Here is an 18,708-nt window from a genome sequence, read left to right as displayed (position 1 = left end):
GCAGCCAAACAACGTGCAACGCAGTTTATTGAGATTTATCAGCCTTTTGCCCAACCACAGGTAAAAGAGCAAGCCGATCGCTGTTTAGATTGCGGTAACCCCTATTGTGAATGGAAATGCCCACTGCATAACTACATCCCTAATTGGCTACAACTGGCCAAACAGGGACGCATTATGGAAGCGGCAGATTTGGTCCACGAGACCAACACCCTACCCGAGATCTGCGGCCGAGTGTGCCCTCAAGACAGACTCTGCGAAGGCGCTTGTACCCTAAACGAAGAGTTTGGTGCAGTGACTATCGGTAATGTTGAAAAATACATTACCGATACGGCTATCTCACAAGGTTGGCGTCCGGATATGTCGAAGGTCACGCCGCGTAAAGAGCGAGTCGCGATTGTTGGTGCTGGTCCTGCGGGTCTTGGCTGCGCCGATATCTTGGCCCGCAACGGTGTAAAAGCTGTAGTGTTTGATAAAAATGTGCAAATAGGCGGTCTACTCACCTACGGCATTCCGTCATTTAAACTTGATAAAGAAGTGATGCAAATTCGCCGCAATGTACTTGAGGGCATGGGCATCGAATTCAAGCTTGGAGTCACTGTCGGCAAAGATATCGACTTTAAGCAATTAATTGAACAATACGACGCGGTGTTCCTCGGTATGGGCACTTACACTGCAATGAAAGCCAATCTCAAAGGGGAAGACGCAGATGGCGTGCATCAAGCCCTGCCTTACCTTATCGGTAATACCCATAATGTAATGGGGACCGACTGCGTTGATAACCCGTATCTGAGTCTTGAAGGCAAGCGTGTTGTAGTACTTGGTGGTGGTGACACCGCAATGGACTGCGTGCGCACTGCAGTGCGTCAAGGTGCAACTCAAGTTATTTGCGCCTATCGCCGAGATGAAGCCAACATGCCAGGCTCTCGCCGTGAAGTGCAAAATGCCCGTGAGGAAGGCGTTGAGTTTTTATTTAATCGCCAGCCAAGTGAAATCAAAACCAATAACGGCAAAGTCGTTGGAATTGAATGCATTGAAACTCAGCTCGGTGAAGCCGATGACAGTGGCCGTCGCCGCCCTGAGCCTATAGCGGGAAGTGAACAAGTGCTTGATGCCGATGCCATCATTATCGCCTTTGGCTTTCAACCAAGCCCTGCAAAGTGGCTTGGCGACTTTAATATCGAGCTTAATGATTGGGGCTTAGTCAAGGCTCCCAAAGTGGCTGACAATCCATTTCAGACCAGCAACCCTAAAGTGTTTGCCGGTGGCGATATGGTGCGAGGATCAGACTTAGTGGTTACCGCTATTGCTGAGGGCAGAGACGCTGCCTTGGGTATGCTAAATTACTTAGAAGACTAGTTTTCAAAAGAGATTAATAGCAAGTTGCTCGTGATTGCGCGCTCCCAATGGAGCGCCTTTTTTTGCCCGCTATTTTTATCGGCTGCTCTGTCACTTTAGCTAGCCTCTCACTCATTCACTCTGTCCCCCCCCCTCTTTCACTCTCTGTCACAAACTGAATAGCTGCCAGAAAAAAACCGGTACCCGTGCCTAGCATTAAACAGGCAAGCTTCACGCACTGACTTATCCAAAACTAAGCCATTTCAATAAAGATTACAGTTGAAACTAATTTTGATCCGAAATTAATTTACAGCTCATCTGACCTGTCTAGGCAAAATAAAAGCAAGGCATTTACCATAAAATAAACAAATACTTGCGAGCCATTAATTCCTAACTCAGATCACAAAATGAAATCTGTGAAGCAAGTCTCAATTTCCAATAAAGCTTGATCGTTATAGCTCTAACCATTAGAGTTGTTATTAATTGAACGTTCAATCAATAATAAAAAATACAAAATAATAATAATAAAACACAAAAAATAACATTCAAAACAGTATTCAGGAGCTCGCTTTTTATGCCCCGTCCGCCAATGAAAACCGTTCGACAGCAACAGCTCATAGAAGCCACTCTCATCTCTGTAGAACGTCATGGCTTACACAACACGACAATCAATACTATTAGCGGTTTCGCTGGTTTGTCTTCGGGTTTAATTAGTCATTACTTCGGTGGCAAGCAAGGATTAATAGAAGCAACACAAAAGTACTTACTCGAACAACTAAAACAAGCGCTATTAAGCCGAACCCAAGGAAAAAGCATGCTACCGCTTGAGCGACTGCACGCCATTGTTGAAGCCAACTTTACCGAACTACAACGTTCAAGACCCGCAACAAAAACCTGGTTAAGCTTTTGGTCACAAGCGATGCACGAGCAAGGCCTTGCCAGATTGCAGCATATTAATAGCCAGCGCTTATACAGCAACCTCCTGTTCTCTTTTAAAAAACTCCTTCCAAAGACCCAGGCCACTATCGCTGCCAAGCAAACCGCAGCAATGATCGATGGCTTTTGGCTACGCAGTGCGTTAAGCCCAACCCCAGAGAAAGAGTTCCAGCAGGCCCAAATTTTATCAAAAGCCTTTATCGAGGCAGTGATCATGCAGTACGGAGAAACCCGATGTCACTAGTCGTTTACCGCAATTATGTCCACGGAAAAGCACTCAACAATTCCACAGGCGAAACCTTTGAAGTCATTAATCCAGCTAATGGAGAGGTGAATTATTTAGTCGAGGTTGCCGATGAGAAAATCCAACAAGCCGCCATTGAAAGCGCAAAAGCCGGATTTGTTACTTGGTCAAAAATGACCGCCATAGAGCGTAGCCGCATTCTACTAAAGGCTGTGGCTCTGCTTCGTGCACGTAACGATGAACTGGCTATCATTGAGGTACAAGATACAGGTAAGCCTTGGCAAGAAGCCTCTGTGGTTGATGTTGTCACAGGCGCAGACTCTATCGAATTCTTTGCAGGCCTAGCGCCAAGCATCGAAGGCAACCAACAAACGGTTGGCGAGGACTTTTACTACACCCGCCGCGAGCCACTAGGCATTTGCGCCGGTATTGGCGCGTGGAACTACCCGCTGCAAATCGCTTGTTGGAAATCTGCGCCTGCACTCGCCTGCGGTAACGTGATGATCTTTAAACCATCGGAAGAAACTCCGCTAGGAGCGCTAAAGCTAGCCGAAATCTTTACCGAAGCAGGCGTACCAGACGGTGTATTTAACGTCGTTCAAGGTGACGGCCGTGTTGGTGCTTGGCTTACTAACAATGATGACATTGCCAAAGTGTCATTCACTGGCGAAGTTGGCACCGGCAAGAAAGTAATGGCCGCGGCGGCAAGTTCCCTCAAAGAGGTCACCATGGAGCTTGGTGGTAAATCACCGCTAATTATCTTCAATGACGCCGACATCGATAACGCCGTTTCAGCAGCCATGTTAGGCAACTTCTACACCCAAGGTGAGATCTGTACCAACGGCACGCGCATATTTGTGCAACAAGAGATCTACCCGCAGTTTATCGAGAAACTACTCACCCGCACTCAAAACAATATCGTCTGCGGCGATCCTATGGAGCCAGCAACCAATTTTGGTGCGCTTATCTCAAAGGCCCACCAAGACAAGGTTCTGAGCTATATCGAGATAGGTAAAAAAGAGGGCGCCGAGCTATTAGCTGGAGGCCATGCCCTAACCCCTGAAAATAGCCCAAATGGTTACTTTGTTGCGCCAACCATCTTTGGTAACTGCACCGACGATATGACACTGAGTAAAGAAGAGATCTTTGGCCCAGTGATGTCGGTGCTGCCCTTTGGTGATGAAGAGGAAGTGATCCGCCGCGCCAACGATACAGCGCTAGGTTTAGCCGCGGGGGTTTTCACTCAAGACATTACTCGTGCCCACCGCGTCATTCATCAGATGCAAGCTGGCATTTGCTGGATCAACGCCTATGGCGCCTCGCCTGCCGAAATGCCTGTTGGTGGCTACAAGATGTCTGGGGTCGGCCGTGAAAACGGTAGCGAGACCCTAAAAGCTTATACCCAAATCAAAGCCGTATACGTTGGTATGCAGCCTCTTGAAAGTCCATTTTAAGGAGCTGACATGAACTCAACTGAACCTAAGTACGACTATATTATCGTTGGTGCAGGCAGCGCAGGCTGTGTGCTGGCTAATCGCCTATCAGCCGATAGCAATAATCGTGTGCTGCTGCTTGAAACGGGCGGCAGCGACAGAAGCATCTTTATTCAGATGCCTACCGCGCTATCAATCCCGATGAATACTAAAAAGTATGCTTGGCAGTTTGAAACTGATGCTGAGCCTTACCTCGATAATCGCCGTATGCATTGCCCACGCGGCAAGGTACTCGGTGGCTCATCATCGATTAACGGCATGGTGTATGTACGTGGCCATGCTCGCGATTTTGATGAATGGCAAGAGCACGGTGCTAAAGATTGGGATTACGCCCATTGCCTACCCTACTTCAAAAAAGCGGAAGACTGGGCATTTGGCGGCGATGATTATCGCAGCATTGACGGTCCACTCGGTGTTAACAACGGCAACAACATGAAAAACCCGCTGTACAAGGCGTTTGTTGCTGCAGGAGTTGATGCCGGTTACATGGCGACTGATGACTATAACGGCGCCCAGCAAGAGGGCTTTGGCCCCATGCACATGACGGTTAAAAACGGTGTGCGTTGGTCAACAGCCAATGCGTACTTAAGACCTGCGATGAAGCGTGAAAACTTAACCGTTATCACCCATGCTCAGGTTCATAAGGTATTGTTTTCAACCAAACAAGGGGAAGCCAACAAAGCCGTAGGCGTGCGCTTTGAGCGTAAAGGCAAAATGCTTGAAGTTAATGCTGGCAAAGAGGTAGTGCTATCTGCTGGCTCCATCGGCTCGCCGCATATCTTGCAACTCTCAGGGATTGGCGCAGCAGATACCTTGGCTAAAGCAGGCATCGAGCAGATACATGAGCTGCCGGGTGTGGGTGAGAACCTGCAAGATCACCTTGAGTTTTACTTTCAATTTAAATGCCTTAAGCCGATATCACTTAACGGCAAACTCGACCCTCTCAATAAGCTGTTTATTGGGACTCGTTGGATCGTAAACAAATCAGGCCTTGGCGCCACTAATCACTTCGAGTCTTGCGGCTTTATCCGCTCTAAAGCGGGTCTAGAATGGCCAGATCTGCAATATCATTTCTTACCAGCTGCGATGCGCTATGACGGTAAAGAAGCGTTTTCAGGTCATGGTTTTCAGGTGCACATTGGCCATAACAAGCCTAAGAGTCGCGGCAGTGTCAAAGTCATCTCAGATGATCCTAAGCAGGCACCCAGCATTCTATTTAACTACCTGTCTCATCAAGACGATATCGAAGGTTTCCGCGCCTGCGTGCGTTTAACACGAGAGATCATCAACCAGCCTGCACTCGATGAATTCCGCGGTGAAGAAATTCAGCCCAGCATAGCAGTGCAAACCGATGAGCAGATAGACAGCTTCGTCAGAGGCGCAGTAGAAAGTGCTTACCATCCCTCTTGTACCTGCAAAATGGGCGAAGATGCGATGGCGGTTGTCGACTCTGAAACACGAGTCCATGGGCTGCAGAATCTTAGAGTGGTTGACTCCTCTATTTTCCCGACCATCCCCAATGGCAATTTGAATTCGCCGACGATCATGTTAGCCGAGCGCGCTGCCGACTTAATCTTAGGTAATACGCCACTCTCGCCAAGCACTGCAGAAGTGATCATCAGCCAAGATTGGCAACAGCAGCAAAGGCTACGACCACCAGCAAGATAATCGCTTTGGCTTAGTAGGACGCGGCAGTAACTGTGACGCGACTAGCGCTAAGCCAAGCCCCTCCACAAACGAGATGAAGATGTTCGGCAATCCTTCTGCCGCCTCTTCAAACTGTTTACGTATAGGTAGCCAGCCTAAGCCACTGAGGCTAAATGGCACTAATCGCCACGTTTAATTTATCAAACCTTAACTGTCGTAAAAGCGGCAATTAAGGCTTGAGGGATTTTTGCAGCCAAAATTTGGCTAAAAGCGGGCATAACGATAATAAAAACAAGGGATAACCATGCTTTTTAATCAAGAGTTGTACAATACAAATAAGTCAGGAGTTCAATAATGACCACTTGGCTAACTATAGGGATATTATTTACATTCGCAGCCATTGCCTTTGTGATCTACCGCTGGGGTAACGTCAAGTGTGTCGGTGTCACACCGGTGCGTACCTTTACCTTTATCGCCATCCTGTTTACCTCAGGTTTGGACGTTGGCTTAATCATGTTCCCGCTAACAGAGTTTGCAGGCTACGCCGATTTAGGTGCGAGCCCTGAATATGGTTTCACCAACCCTCTGGCGATTGAATTCGGTTTCTGGGCATTTTTAATCTGGGCATTTTACTTTTTAACCTGCTTCTATTTTTGTGTGATAGAACCAAGAGTGAAGTTCTTTGAAATTCCAGTCATTAAGTTCATTAATAACTTAGTCATCATCGGGACCTGTGCCTTTACCGCTTACTTGCTATTGACCAACCTACCTTGGTATCTGCCAGAAATGGGCGATGGTGAGTCAATTGTCAGCAGCTTCTATCTGATTGTGTTTGTGATTATCGCCGCCGCCGTATATTCAAGCACCAGTATCCGTTACGTACGTATTCTAAGTTTAGCCAGTACTTGGTTATTCTTAGGTTTAATCGTACTCATGTGGGCTGGCGCGTTTATGTCAAAAGAATCTGGCGTGGGTGAGTTCGTCAATACCTTTGCCTTGATTGGTGATTACTTTGGCAATATCCATCACTTCGTGCTGCCGATGAATGATTACCATGAATTCTACCTATTCTGGTGGTTTGCTTGGAGCATCATGATTGGACAGTTTACCTCACGCTTTGTCGGTGGCATGAAAACCTATCAAGTGTTGATTGCCATGATGGTATTTCCATCCTTACCAATCGCGGTGTGGTTTACCGTTCTGTACTACTACAGTGCCAATGAGATAGCCACAACAGGCTTCTACAACCTCGCTATGGTGATGGTGGGTATTACCTTTGTGATCAACTCACTCGACTCGTTAATTCGTCTGTACACAGATAACCTCAACCTTACTGTTGAGCGTTTTGGCAAGGCTAAATACATCATAGGTAACCTTGCCTTGATGAGTGGCCTAACTTTACTGTTCCAATTGAATTTCTTAGAGATCCAATGGGTTGGCGCACTCGCCATCGGCCTTATCTTAGGCTGTTTTGGTTACATTTTAGCGACTAAATATAAGAAAGTAGCTGCGATTGAGCACTCACCAACAGAAAACAAAATTGATTTTAGCAAAATTGAATTAGCTAACTAAAAAGAAACAAAGGAAAAGAAAGATAAATGATGAAAACAACAATTAAAAATCTTGCGCTAGTCGGTCTAATCGCATTGCCAACAACCGCAATAGCGGGTGTTAGCTCAACCATTAATGCTACTTCTGATTACACCTTTAACGGTGTAAGCCAAACAGATAACGGCCCAGCTCTGCAGGCAAGCCTTGATTACGCCGCCGACGCTGGCTGGTATGTGGGTACTTGGGCATCGAACGTTGATTACGGCTCAGGCGATGACACCTGGTTAGAGCTCGATTTTTACGGCGGTATGTTCTTTCAGCTAAGTGAAAGCGTATCACTTGATGCGGGTGTCGCTTATTACACTTACCATGGCGACTCGTTCTCAGACGAATATCAATATCCAGAGGTTTACACTAAGTTTGGCTATGGCTCATCTGTTGGTCAAACAGAGCTAAACTTCTGGTACACATGGGATTACTTTGGTGTAGATGCAGGCCATTACATCATGATGGCAGCGCACACATTTACCATTGCCGAAGGTCATGACATCCGTATCAGCTTTGACCGTTCAACATCAACTGATGTGGACAAGTGGTCTTGGGATGGCGATAAAGCCTATAACCATTACCGCGCTGAATACATGACTAGCTGGAAAGGGTTTGACTTTAACCTAGCCGTTGAAGATACCAGCATGGACATAGATACCGCCGATACGCGCGCTGTACTGTCTGTAGCAAGAACCTTTAACTTCTAAAGGGCTTAGTCACACATAGGGGCTTGCGCCTAGCATAAATAGTGCGGTATAACGCTGGTCGTTGTAGCGCACTTTTTTTAATTGTGGCTAACACTCGCTCACCATTAAATATTACCGGCACAGGCCTTTGGCCAAGGAAAACAGATGGAAAAGTACGAACAATTATTGATTTCATTGCGCCGAGTGATCCGAGCGATTGATATCCATTCACGCCAACTGAACAAGCAATCTGGCTTAACTGGTCCGCAGTTGATGGTGATGCAAAGTATTGAACAGCTTGAAACTCCACTAGCTAAAGACGTCGCTAAAGAGGTCGCACTTAGCCCAGCAACAGTGACGACAATTATTGATAGGCTAGAAAGCCGTGAACTCGTCGTTAGAACCCGCAGCGAGACCGATAAACGCAAAGTGATCCTATCACTGAGTGAGGCAGGTAAAGCATTACTGAGCAGCTCGCCTAAGCCATTACAAGAGCACTTTATTACACGCTATCAAAATCTTGAACAGTGGGAGCAAAGCCAACTGTTGTCATCAGTTGAGCGTATTGCCGCCATGATGGATGCCAACGAGCTAGATGCCGCGCCCGTGCTGTTAGTTGGCCAAATTCAAGCTGACGATAGACTTTAAATACAACAATTGCCGTCAATGCTGCCCATTTTGCGTATGTGAAGCAGCCTTATAACTAAAGCGCTTTGCTCATAAAGCTGCTGTAAGGGTCTTGCTTATAATCGGCAAACGGCGCGCATTCAGTAAAACCAAACTGCTCATACAAGCTCTTGGCTGGTAAAAAGGCTGCCATAGAGCCCGTCTCAAGGCTCAGTCTTCGGTAACCTCGACTTGTCGCCTCAGCAATGATGTGCGCTAGTAATTGGTGTGCAACGCCCTGACGTAAAAAATCGGTGGATGTGCGCATCGACTTAATTTCACCATGGGTACGATCAAGTTGTTTTAGAGCGCCGCAACCTGCGAGTTGCTCCCCCTCATTATTATCTTGAGCTGATGCCCAAAGGCTCCAGAAGGTAACATCATCAGATCCCAGCCCTGATACATCAAGCGCATGCACGCTTTCTGGCGGCGAATAAGATGCCATATCCTCATGGTGCTCTTTCAATAGTGCCAGCACCTGTTCACTGTGTAGTTGTCCAACTCGGATCTGCATGTACTTCTCTTTTCATTTTGATAATTGGCTTAAATAGCAATAACAAAAGCTAAGTTAGCGAGCCAAACATTATATCTGTCTTACCGATTTCGACTGAATAACTTCATTATTTTAACCAATACAAACCATGCTATGACGTAATTAACTATCAAATATATAAAGCCCAACGTGACTGCTAGGCTTGATGACTCGAAAAATAAAGCGGAGCTTGGAAGTAGCAGCACAAATTCGCCATGTCCAGGCAAAAGGGCTGGCATAGTTAATGCCACCATAAGTAAGACAAACAACTTACTGGTTGTTACTTGCATCTTTGTTCTAGATAAAAGTAAAACAATAATGAGTCCAGCCATACAACCAAACAGTACACTGAAACTGAGATCTAATCGCATATCCTAACCAAAGCCTAAAACAAAAACTAATATCAAACACAGTCTAGTCTAGTCTAGTCTCGCATCTTCACTCGCCACGCGGATTCAGTCGGTTCTCGCCCGCCCAGTAGAGCTTAATTTTATTGCCTGATGGGTCGTGCAATACCGCCTCACGCCACAAATAAGCTTGATCCGTTGGCTCTTGAGCAAACTCAATGCCCGTTTGCTTTAGCTCGCTAACCCACTCATCGAGCTTCTCATGTTCGAAATAGATTATGGCTCCACAGGCTTTTCTATTATTACCGAAATCACCCTCTTCCAAAGACAACGAAAATGTTGCCTCCCCCTCTGGACACTCAAAACGCGCATAGTGCGGCGTATCGACAATCAGCTCAAACCCTAAGGTCAAATAGAATTGTACCGCCTGAGGCATATTGTCTACTGGCAAGGTAACTTGATTTAGGTTCACTTGGCCCTCCTTGTAAACTAGTTAAAAAATCTTTTTAGCCCTGATTTTGTAATCAACAAAATGATTCAGGTTATAACTGCATCAGATCTTAGCAAAGAGAATACGTTTAAATCGTGGTAAGCACCCTTCCAATAACCATGCTCTCTTAAAATACCGTCGCATTTAAAACCTAACTTTTTCAAGACAGCTTCAGAGCCATGATTACCAATCATGGTATAGGCTTCGATTTTATTGACATGCTCAGGGCACTGCTCAGAAAATGAAAACTCGATAAGTTTAGCTATCGCCTCAGTTGCATAACCCTTGCCCCAATACTCTTTAAAGAATTCATATCCAATAACGGCAACATGGTTACTGCATTCAAAGCGATTAATTCCACATCCCCCCAAAAGCTTGTGGGTTACTTTATCGCGAATGGCCCATCGAATACCCTCGCCTTGTTCAAAGCGCTTAGTATCATTATTGATTAACTCAACGGCTTGCGCTTCATGACTAAAATCTAAATCATAAAACTGGATCACTTCGGGGTCTGAAAACATCTGTAAAATAAGTTTTGAATCAGCAAGCACTTGCTGATTTAACATTAGCCTGTCGGTCTCTAACTGCGGAAATGGTACCATATTTCGCTAAAATCCCTTTTTCAATCAAGATGAAGAATGATTGACTGTAATGAATATTATAAACCTACCACTGTGACCAAAGTGAAACAATCTACACGCCACCTCTCATCTTACCTTCAAGGCTTTTTCACTAACGCAAAGCGCCGTGGTATATTAGCGCCCATATTCATTTAGCTAGTTTAAAAGGTCATTTCATGAAAATCGGTATTATTGGCGCTATGGAGCCAGAAGTTGCGCACTTAGTTGAGTCGATGCAAAACCCAAGCTCTACAACCATTGCGGGTATCGAGTTTGTTGCAGGTCAACTTGCGGGTAAAGACGTAATCGTCACTCGCTCTGGTATTGGTAAAGTCACTGCCAGTGTTGCGACTACGCTACTTATCGAAAAGTACGCGCCAGATGCCATTATTAACACGGGGTCAGCGGGTGGTTTTGTTGATGATTTAGCCATTGGCGATATCGTTATTTCATCTGAAGTGCGTCACCACGATGTTGATGTAACCGCTTTTGGTTATGAAATTGGCCAGATGGCGCAGCAACCGGCAGCGTTTATCCCTGATGCTAAACTGGTTGCGGCAGCACAAAAAGCGGTTGCTAGCCTTGGCGAAGTAAAAGCGATTGAAGGTCTGATTTGTACTGGCGATAGCTTTATTTGCGATCCGCTGCGCACTAAGACCATGCTTGAGAACTTCCCAACAATGGCAGCATGTGAAATGGAAGGCGCTGCAATCGCGCAAGTTTGTCATCAGTTTAGCGTACCGTTTGTGGTTATCCGTTCATTATCAGATAATGCTAACAACGACTCGCCAGTAGATTTTGATGAGTATATTGTCAAAGCGGGCCACCACTCTGCATTGATGGTCATCGCCTTGCTTGAGCAACTTTAAGTTAAGCCGCTATAACTCTTAGCTTAAGCTAACTTTAGCTAAGAGTGATAACACAAGGATAGCGCAGCACTATGGTTCCAGAGTTTACCAAGATCTTCTCTCAAGATAGCCATCTGTACACTGGAGCCTTGGTGCTATTCATGTCAATTTTATTGGCACGAATCGCCCCACTGCCGCGCAGCCTTCAGCCACTTGAGTGGTTATCTCAAGTGGCTAAAAAATTAAGCGCTAAAGTAAACCACGTTCAGCGCGCCCCATCGCAACAATTGATAGCAGGCACTTTAGCCATGCTGCTACTAATTATCCCTTTCTGGGCAGTATTAAGCTTTATTATCGAGCTTGCCGAGTTCCCTTGGTTCTTCGAAACTGTCGTTATCTACCTTTGCTTACAAGACGACCACTTCAGATACATCGCCAATGAAGTCGCTATCGCCATCAAACGCGATAATAAACTCCAAGCACGCAGCTTGTTGGAGCCTTGGGTAAGCCGTAGTACCCGTTCTCTTACCAATGTTGGCCTATGTAAGACCACTATCGAACGGCTTTCAACAACATCAATTTACGGCACCGTATCGGCTATTTTGTTTTACGCAATTGGCGGTGTACCACTGTTACTTGTAGCTAGAATGGTTAAACAACTTGAGAATTGCTGGCCTGTTTATAATCCACAGTACCGATACTTTGGTACGCCGGTGTATCTGATAAGCACCATAGTTCACTATATTCCAGCAAAGCTATGGAGTCTGACTCTAGCCATTCAAGGCGGTCCTAAAAGCCTTATCATCCTGTTTCGACCAAACGTTAATGCTACGCCCTTAAATGAATATCAAACTTGTGAAGTTGTTGCCTGCGCATTAACAATTGAACTTGGCGGGCCAATTAAATTTAAAGACGTTAGAGTGGATAGCCCTAAGGTGTCTTACGGTCCCCTCCCCGATGAAAATGACTTACTTCGCGCGATTAACCTCAACTCTATCGCCTTTAGTCTTTGGGCTCTCGCTATTGTCCTCCTGCCAGGAATATGGGCGCTGTTACGGGTAATGCAGAGCTAATTTCTGCCACCGATATAGACCCAGCATTGAATTTTATTGAATAACCGCATTTCTGCGCTGTTTATTTACCCAATGGATTGTAATCATCTTGTATAAATTATTGGCGTTGGTATCATTCTTTAAACTGACTGTATTTAATAGTTCTAGGGCTGACTCCTTTGTTTGAAAATATTCATGTTTCGCTAACTACGCCTGCCTTGCTCTTTCCGGCAATCTCTTTGCTATTACTGGCTTATACCAACCGTTTTTTTGCCTTGGCGGCACTTATTCGTAACTTGAGTAATGATGGCAAGCCAATCCATAACAGCCAGCTAAAGAATCTTCGTCAGCGCATAAGCATTATTAGGCGTATGCAGGAATCTGGCGCTTTAAGCTTCGCTTTATGCGTGTTATGTATGATTTTTATCTACATTGGCTTTAACCAAGTGGGCGCCTTTATCTTTGGTTGCAGCCTGTTTTTACTGCTTTATTCACTATTGCTTTCAGTGATTGAAATTCGTATCTCGGTAGATGCACTAAATATCCACTTAAAAGAGTTGGACAAATGATCGATTGGATCTACTTCTTTGACCTTTGTGGTACGGCGGTATTTGCACTTTCAGGCGCATTAGCCGCAGGTCGTCACAAGATGGACCCATTTGGCGTATTAGTGCTTGCTTCGGTAACCGCTATTGGCGGTGGCAGCATTCGTGATGCCTTGTTGGGCACGACTCCCGTATTTTGGATCCAAGACCCTAATTACATCACGGTGATTTTAATTACCGTTATTTTGACCTTTATTTTTGTGCGTAAACCTAACCGAGTGCCTCGTTATATTTTACCGGTTGCTGATGCGCTAGGCTTAGCGCTGTTTACTGTCATTGGCGTAGAAAAAGCGTTAAGTTTAGAGCTAAGTGGCATGACGGCCGTGGTCATGGGCTTAATCACTGGCGTGGGTGGTGGTATTATTCGCGACTTGCTTTGCCAGCAGGTACCTATGGTGCTACGAACAGAAATTTATGCAACGGCATCGATAATGGGGGGAATATGTTACACCGTTAGCCTGCATTTGGGAGCGGCCAATATGTTTGCGTTATTGTTTGCAATGAGTACCGCACTCGTGATTAGATTAGCAGCAATCCGTTGGCACCTTTCGTTACCGGCTTTTGATTTAAAGACACCACAATAATGAGATTCGCTTTCTTCAGTTTTATATTGCTCCTTTTTAGCTTTCCCGCTTTCGCTAATATTGGTGATATGCCAAAAGAGCAACAGCTAGCAGTCAAGTATATTCAAGCGCTAACTCATCAAGACTATTCTAGCCTGAGTGGTTTTTATAATCGTGACAGTGTGTTTAACGATAGAACTGCGGGACGTAAATATACCGGCAGACGCCACATTCTTCAGTTCTTGAAGCGTGCTCATCGTGGCGTACTCGAATACGACTTTAATATCGAGCATATGTTTAACTCTGGCTCCTTGGTCGTGCTTATCGGTAACTACCGCTACAAAGGGCCGGGCGAGCAATTTGGTAAACCAGGACGCATTATCGACATCGCCATCCCAGGCGTTACAACGTTGCGCTTAGACATGACCCATGAAAGAATTAAAGAACATCAAGATCTGATGGACTATCAAACCATGTCAGATCAACTCTCAGTTCAGTGATCTAAGCAAGCACGGCTTATTAAAGCAGTGCTACACAGCTCACAATTTAGTCGCACCATGGAAACTTTTCTGCATTCGTCTGTCAAAGTATTAGGTACTTTGTATTCAGTTGGTTGTTATGGTCGTTATAAGTCGCTTCAATGCTATTCGCACCGCTATGGTATTTCTCCCGCTACTTTGTTGCTCAGCGTTTGCGCTTGAGCGCCCCATTGTGGTGTCTTTTGCTGACCAGCCTATCAATAAATTCAATCAAAAGCTTGAGTTAGCCCAACACAAAAAGCGCGACTGGAGCAAACAACCTGAGTCTATTTGACCCACTATGCTGGCAACAGCTTTCAGCTAGCCAAAGTCAAACAGTACCAAGGTAAAGTGGTGACAACTATCCTGACATAGGGGGCGTCAGCGCAGCAAAAGGCGAACATCCTAAGATGTTGTTGATTATATCGATGCAAAAACAGAAGAGTTATTGGAAGTTAGATGCGGCAAGATTAACTTGGCAATGTAACAACGGCCTGCACTTTGGTACAGACCCTTGTTTGAATAGCCATTAACCGCAATAGTGAGAGGTAATGGCTTTAGCGTTTAAGCTGCTTTATAAATAGCTTTTTAAGCTGCTTTTAAACCAAGGTAATTTTAGCGAACTTACGTTTGCCCACTTGGAATACCGCAGAAGTACCAGCAACCAACTGTAGGCGAGTATCTTCAATCTTATCGCCATCAATCTTTGCCGCGCCTTGCTTAATCATACGCATCGCATCTGATGTTGAGCTTACTAGGCCCGCTTCTTTAAGCAAGTTAGCAATCGCAATACCTTCACCAGCTGCAATCTCTAACTCTTCGATATCGTCAGGGATATTGCCTTTTTGGAAGCGGCTAATAAACTCTTGATGCGCAGCGTCAGCAGCAGCTTCGTCGTGGAAACGTGCAATGATCTCTTTTGCAAGTGCAATCTTCACATCACGTGGGTTAGCACCGGCTTCAACGTCTGCTTTAAACTGCTCAATCTCAGTCAACGGACGGAAAGACAGTAGCTCAAAGTAGCGCCACATCAACACGTCAGAAATAGACATGATTTTACCGAACATCTCACCAGCAGGCTCGCTCACACCAATATAGTTGTGCGCCGACTTAGACATCTTCTTAACGCCGTCTAAACCTTCAAGCAGCGGCATCATGATCACTGTCTGTGGTTTTTGACCTGCTGACTTTTGTAATTCACGGCCCATCAGTAGGTTAAACTTCTGATCGGTACCACCTAGCTCAACGTCGGCCTCTAGAGCGACTGAGTCATAACCCTGTAGCAGCGGGTACATGAATTCGTGAATCGCAATTGATTGACCTGAACCGTAACGCTTTTTAAAGTCGTCACGCTCCATCATACGAGCAACCGTTTGCTGTGAAGCCAAGCGGATCATACCTGCGGCGCCGAGAGGCTCTAACCAGGTAGAGTTAAACTCGATACGGGTTTTAGCAGGGTCTAAGATTTTATAAACTTGCTGCTTATAAGTCTCTGCATTGGCAAGCACTTGCTCACGCGTCAATGGTGGACGAGTACTGTTTTTACCACTTGGGTCTCCGACCATACCCGTGAAATCACCAATCAAAAAGATCACTTCATGACCTAGCTCTTGGAAGGTACGCATCTTATTCAAAATAACCGTGTGACCAAGATGAATATCTGGAGCGGTTGGATCTGCACCCAATTTAATTTTTAACGGGCGACCTTCTTTCAATTTCTCCAGAAGATCCGCTTCGAGTAATATCTCGTCAGTGCCACGTTTTATTTCTGCTAATGCTTGCTCTAAATCAGCCATATCGGCGCTTACTCCTGGGAGCCTAATCAAAAAAATATGGGCACTCATGTTACTTGTTAGCAAGCACAAATGAAAGTGTGTACACTAAAGGGATCACTAAGAAAGGGCTAATTTGGTATCAAGGTCAATGGGAAAGGTTATAACTTTATTTAAATTACTGCCAAAATTACATCAAATGCTCTTGTGCGGTTTAGTTTTTGTCACAGTAATTATTATTTTTATGCCATCAGATGATGCGCAAGCTTCTAAACAAACACCGTCAGCAAATGGTGAATATGACGTTAATACTCGTTATGACGTGCCGTTAGCTTTTAGAAAGCCCACGCCGCCATCGGCATCGATGAGCGACTCAAGCCCGACTGAGCGTAATAACACTCGCCTAGAGAGTCTCGAACAGCTAAAAACACAACCGCTCGCACAGGCGTCAGAAAAACCCGTCACTCCAACACCTGCTACGCCAACATTAAATGAAAAACGCTTTCAAGTTAAAAGCGGTGATACCTTAGCAGCACTTTTTGAGCGCGCTGGGTTAACGGCAAAAGATGTCTATGATGTCACCCAACTCCCTAAAGCTAAAAAGAATCTACTTAAAATCATGCCCGGCGACAATTTAGTTATTGCTAAAGATGAAGACGGTAAATTGGTTCAGCTTAGGTATCATCTCGATAAAATTACTAGCTTAATCGTTGATAAAAGTGCAAACGGCTATAAAGAGCACATTGTTACTAAAAAAGTGGAAGCCCGCTCTAAATTTGCCAGTGCAACCATTGAGAATAACTTCTGGAATGCCGGAGTTAACGCAGGACTTACGCCAAATCAAATCATGCAATTAGCCACTATTTTTGGCTGGGATGTCGACTTTGCCTTAGATCTGCGTAAAGGCGATCAATTTGCGATGATATTTGAAGAAGAATATGCCAATGGTGAATTCTTAAAGAACGGCAATATTCTCGCGGCTGAATTTACCAACCAAGGCGATCGTTATACTGCGGTTCGCTATAAAGATGGTAACTATTACTCAGAAGAAGGCCGCAGCATGCGTAAAGCCTTCCTGCGCTCACCCGTTGATTTTAAATACGTAAGCTCAAGCTTTAATCCACGCCGTCTACATCCAGTGACGGGCCAAGTTAAAGCTCACCGCGGTGTCGATTACGTTGCGGCAGTAGGTACCCCTATTAAGGCTGCGGGTAATGGCCGCGTAATCAAATCGAGCTATAACCAATACAATGGTAACTATGTGTTTATTAAACATAATGACACCTATACCACCAAATACCTGCACTTGACCAAACGCAAAGTAAAAACCGGTCAGTCAGTTAAGCAAGGGCAAATTATTGGTACTTTAGGTTCGACTGGCCGAGTCACAGGGCCTCACTTACACTATGAGTTCATTGTGAATGGGGTTCACCGAAACCCTCGCACCATTAAGCTGCCAAAGTCGGAGCCTATCGCGAGGAAAGAAAAGTCCCAGTTTGCTCAGTTAAGTAAAACCATGATGGCCGAACTTGAACACAACAAACAGGTACAGATTGCAGCGCATTAGCGCTGCGGTTTACTCGCTTAGCACCCGTTAGCTTATAGGTCCAATACCATGAATAATAGTTATTACGTAGGCCTGATGTCAGGTACCAGTATGGACGGGGTTGATGCGGTTCTAGTTAACTTTGAAACCCAACAACCAACCTTAGTTGAATCTCACACCGAAGCACTGCCACCCGCTTTGTTAGCCAGCCTGCAAAAGCTTTGCCTACCCGGTAATGATGAAATAAACCGTCTTGGTCATCTAGATCGCAGCATAGGTAAGCTATTTGCCAAGGCCACAAATGCACTACTGGAAAAAGCTAAGGTTGATAAGTCGCAAGTCATTGCGATTGGTAGCCATGGCCAAACAGTGCGCCACATGCCTAATCTAGAGATGGGTTTTACCCTGCAAATAGCCGATCCAAATACTATCGCGGTTGAAACCGGGATTAACGTTATTGCCGACTTTAGACGCAAAGATGTGGCTCTTGGTGGTCAAGGCGCGCCTTTAGTGCCCGCTTTTCATCAACATGTATTTGCCAGCCCCAACCACCAGCGTATTATTCTCAATATTGGCGGTATTGCTAATGTCACATACCTTCCTGGTAACACTGAGGATGTGACTGGTTTTGATACGGGCCCGGGCAATGGTTTAAGCGATGCTTGGATCCAGCATCAACTCGGTCAGCCTTATGATAAAGACGGCGAATGGGCAAAATCTGGCACTACCGACCAACAAATGCTGCAACATCTACTGTCTCACCCCTACTTCGCACTCGAAGCGCCAAAGAGTACGGGTAGAGAGCTGTTTAACCAAGCTTGGGCCGAACAACAACTTTCTGAGTTTGGCTATTTAACTGAAGCTGACATTCAATCGACGTTACTCGATCTGACCTGTTACAGCATCGCCAATGATGCGCTTAAACTATCGACCAATGGCGAGATGTATGTCTGTGGTGGCGGCGCTTATAACTGCGAGCTAATGCACCGTCTACGTAAGCTGTTACCCAACTATAAAGTGGTCACGACCTCAGAGCTTGGCATGGATCCGCAATGGGTTGAAGGGATCGCCTTTGCTTGGCTAGCAATGAGACACCACCAGGGCTTACCGGGCAATTTACCTGCGGTCACAGGGGCGTCAAGAGAAGCTATCTTAGGCTCTTTCTACCCAGCAGATTAACGAATACCAATCGTACTAAAGATGTGATGG

The 18,708-nt window shown here is 45.5% G+C and carries 18 protein-coding genes and 1 pseudogene; 14 read left to right on the top strand and 5 right to left on the bottom strand.

Annotated features, from left to right (window positions below; genetic code table 11):
• From ACVBIL_RS09445 to betA, 4 genes are all read left to right on the top strand, one after another.
• Positions 1 to 1,356, top strand: a 1,356-nt coding sequence (locus tag ACVBIL_RS09445) for an FAD-dependent oxidoreductase (protein ID WP_447166723.1), incomplete at its 5' end; no start/stop codon positions are given.
• A 553-nt stretch (positions 1,357 to 1,909) separates the two neighbouring features.
• Positions 1,910 to 2,515 (top strand): transcriptional regulator BetI, encoded by a 606-nt coding sequence (betI, locus tag ACVBIL_RS09440; RefSeq protein ID WP_447166722.1) that lies wholly within the window; start codon positions 1,910 to 1,912, stop codon positions 2,513 to 2,515.
• On the top strand, positions 2,506 to 3,969 hold the full coding sequence (gene betB, locus ACVBIL_RS09435) for a betaine-aldehyde dehydrogenase (RefSeq protein ID WP_447166721.1): 1,464 nt from the start codon (positions 2,506 to 2,508) through the stop codon (positions 3,967 to 3,969). Before betI ends, betB begins: the two co-directional genes overlap by 10 nt.
• Positions 3,970 to 3,978: 9 nt before the next feature.
• Positions 3,979 to 5,676 (top strand): choline dehydrogenase, encoded by a 1,698-nt coding sequence (gene betA / locus ACVBIL_RS09430; RefSeq protein WP_447166720.1) that lies wholly within the window; start codon positions 3,979 to 3,981, stop codon positions 5,674 to 5,676.
• Here the strand turns inward: betA and ACVBIL_RS09425 are convergent.
• Positions 5,656 to 5,835 carry a hypothetical protein gene (locus ACVBIL_RS09425; protein WP_447166719.1) on the bottom strand — a complete coding sequence of 60 codons (180 nt, stop codon included), beginning with the start codon at positions 5,833 to 5,835 and terminating at the stop codon, positions 5,656 to 5,658. The two genes, betA and ACVBIL_RS09425, sit on opposite strands and share 21 nt — an antisense overlap.
• Before the next feature lie 174 nt (positions 5,836 to 6,009).
• Here ACVBIL_RS09425 and ACVBIL_RS09420 point away from each other — a divergent pair, with 174 nt between their 5' ends.
• The 3 genes from ACVBIL_RS09420 to ACVBIL_RS09410 all read left to right on the top strand — a co-directional run bounded on the left by ACVBIL_RS09420 (position 6,010) and on the right by ACVBIL_RS09410 (position 8,588).
• Positions 6,010 to 7,227: a BCCT family transporter gene (locus ACVBIL_RS09420; protein WP_447166718.1), complete on the top strand. Its 1,218-nt coding sequence runs from the start codon at positions 6,010 to 6,012 to the stop codon at positions 7,225 to 7,227.
• 29 nt (positions 7,228 to 7,256) lie between these two features.
• Positions 7,257 to 7,961: a TorF family putative porin gene (locus tag ACVBIL_RS09415; RefSeq protein ID WP_447166727.1), complete on the top strand. Its 705-nt coding sequence runs from the start codon at positions 7,257 to 7,259 to the stop codon at positions 7,959 to 7,961.
• 144 nt (positions 7,962 to 8,105) lie between these two features.
• Complete coding sequence (locus ACVBIL_RS09410; RefSeq protein WP_447166717.1) at positions 8,106 to 8,588, top strand: MarR family winged helix-turn-helix transcriptional regulator; 483 nt, start codon at positions 8,106 to 8,108, stop codon at positions 8,586 to 8,588.
• A 55-nt stretch (positions 8,589 to 8,643) separates the two neighbouring features.
• Here ACVBIL_RS09410 and ACVBIL_RS09405 read toward each other — a convergent pair whose 3' ends face one another.
• The 3 genes and pseudogenes from ACVBIL_RS09405 to ACVBIL_RS09395 form a co-directional block, all read right to left on the bottom strand.
• Positions 8,644 to 9,120 (bottom strand): GNAT family N-acetyltransferase, encoded by a 477-nt coding sequence (locus ACVBIL_RS09405; RefSeq protein ID WP_447166716.1) that lies wholly within the window; start codon positions 9,118 to 9,120, stop codon positions 8,644 to 8,646.
• 442 nt (positions 9,121 to 9,562) lie between these two features.
• A pseudogene (locus ACVBIL_RS09400) lies at positions 9,563 to 9,957 on the bottom strand (VOC family protein).
• Between the two features lie 65 nt (positions 9,958 to 10,022).
• Positions 10,023 to 10,577, bottom strand: coding sequence for a GNAT family N-acetyltransferase (locus ACVBIL_RS09395; RefSeq protein WP_447163733.1), 555 nt, complete (start codon positions 10,575 to 10,577; stop codon positions 10,023 to 10,025).
• A gap of 194 nt (positions 10,578 to 10,771) precedes the next feature.
• Here ACVBIL_RS09395 and ACVBIL_RS09390 point away from each other — a divergent pair, with 194 nt between their 5' ends.
• The 5 genes from ACVBIL_RS09390 to ACVBIL_RS09370 all read left to right on the top strand — a co-directional run bounded on the left by ACVBIL_RS09390 (position 10,772) and on the right by ACVBIL_RS09370 (position 14,163).
• On the top strand, positions 10,772 to 11,464 hold the full coding sequence (locus tag ACVBIL_RS09390) for a 5'-methylthioadenosine/adenosylhomocysteine nucleosidase (protein ID WP_447166715.1): 693 nt from the start codon (positions 10,772 to 10,774) through the stop codon (positions 11,462 to 11,464).
• A 71-nt stretch (positions 11,465 to 11,535) separates the two neighbouring features.
• Positions 11,536 to 12,516 (top strand): cobalamin biosynthesis protein CobD/CbiB, encoded by a 981-nt coding sequence (locus ACVBIL_RS09385; protein ID WP_447166714.1) that lies wholly within the window; start codon positions 11,536 to 11,538, stop codon positions 12,514 to 12,516.
• A 170-nt stretch (positions 12,517 to 12,686) separates the two neighbouring features.
• Complete coding sequence (locus ACVBIL_RS09380; protein ID WP_447166726.1) at positions 12,687 to 13,064, top strand: DUF2721 domain-containing protein; 378 nt, start codon at positions 12,687 to 12,689, stop codon at positions 13,062 to 13,064.
• Complete coding sequence (locus tag ACVBIL_RS09375) at positions 13,061 to 13,684, top strand: trimeric intracellular cation channel family protein (protein ID WP_447166713.1); 624 nt, start codon at positions 13,061 to 13,063, stop codon at positions 13,682 to 13,684. The genes ACVBIL_RS09380 and ACVBIL_RS09375 overlap by 4 nt, the downstream gene beginning before the upstream one ends.
• Positions 13,684 to 14,163, top strand: coding sequence for a nuclear transport factor 2 family protein (locus ACVBIL_RS09370; protein WP_447166712.1), 480 nt, complete (start codon positions 13,684 to 13,686; stop codon positions 14,161 to 14,163). Before ACVBIL_RS09375 ends, ACVBIL_RS09370 begins: the two co-directional genes overlap by 1 nt.
• 617 nt (positions 14,164 to 14,780) lie before the next feature.
• On the opposite strand, the gene tyrS is transcribed toward ACVBIL_RS09370, so the two are convergent.
• Positions 14,781 to 15,977 (bottom strand): tyrosine--tRNA ligase, encoded by a 1,197-nt coding sequence (gene tyrS / locus ACVBIL_RS09365; RefSeq protein ID WP_447166711.1) that lies wholly within the window; start codon positions 15,975 to 15,977, stop codon positions 14,781 to 14,783.
• Between the two features lie 127 nt (positions 15,978 to 16,104).
• On the opposite strand from tyrS, the gene ACVBIL_RS09360 reads away from it, so the two are divergent.
• Complete coding sequence (locus ACVBIL_RS09360) at positions 16,105 to 17,520, top strand: peptidoglycan DD-metalloendopeptidase family protein (RefSeq protein WP_447166710.1); 1,416 nt, start codon at positions 16,105 to 16,107, stop codon at positions 17,518 to 17,520.
• Positions 17,521 to 17,568: 48 nt separating this feature from the next.
• Positions 17,569 to 18,678, top strand: a complete 1,110-nt coding sequence (locus ACVBIL_RS09355; RefSeq protein WP_447166709.1) for an anhydro-N-acetylmuramic acid kinase — start codon at positions 17,569 to 17,571, stop codon at positions 18,676 to 18,678.
• Positions 18,679 to 18,708: the final 30 nt, after the last annotated feature.

The organism is Shewanella sp. 125m-7 (assembly GCF_052977045.1).
The sequence above is the reverse complement of the archived record's forward strand: the minus strand, read 5'-3'. Positions and strand labels throughout refer to the sequence as shown.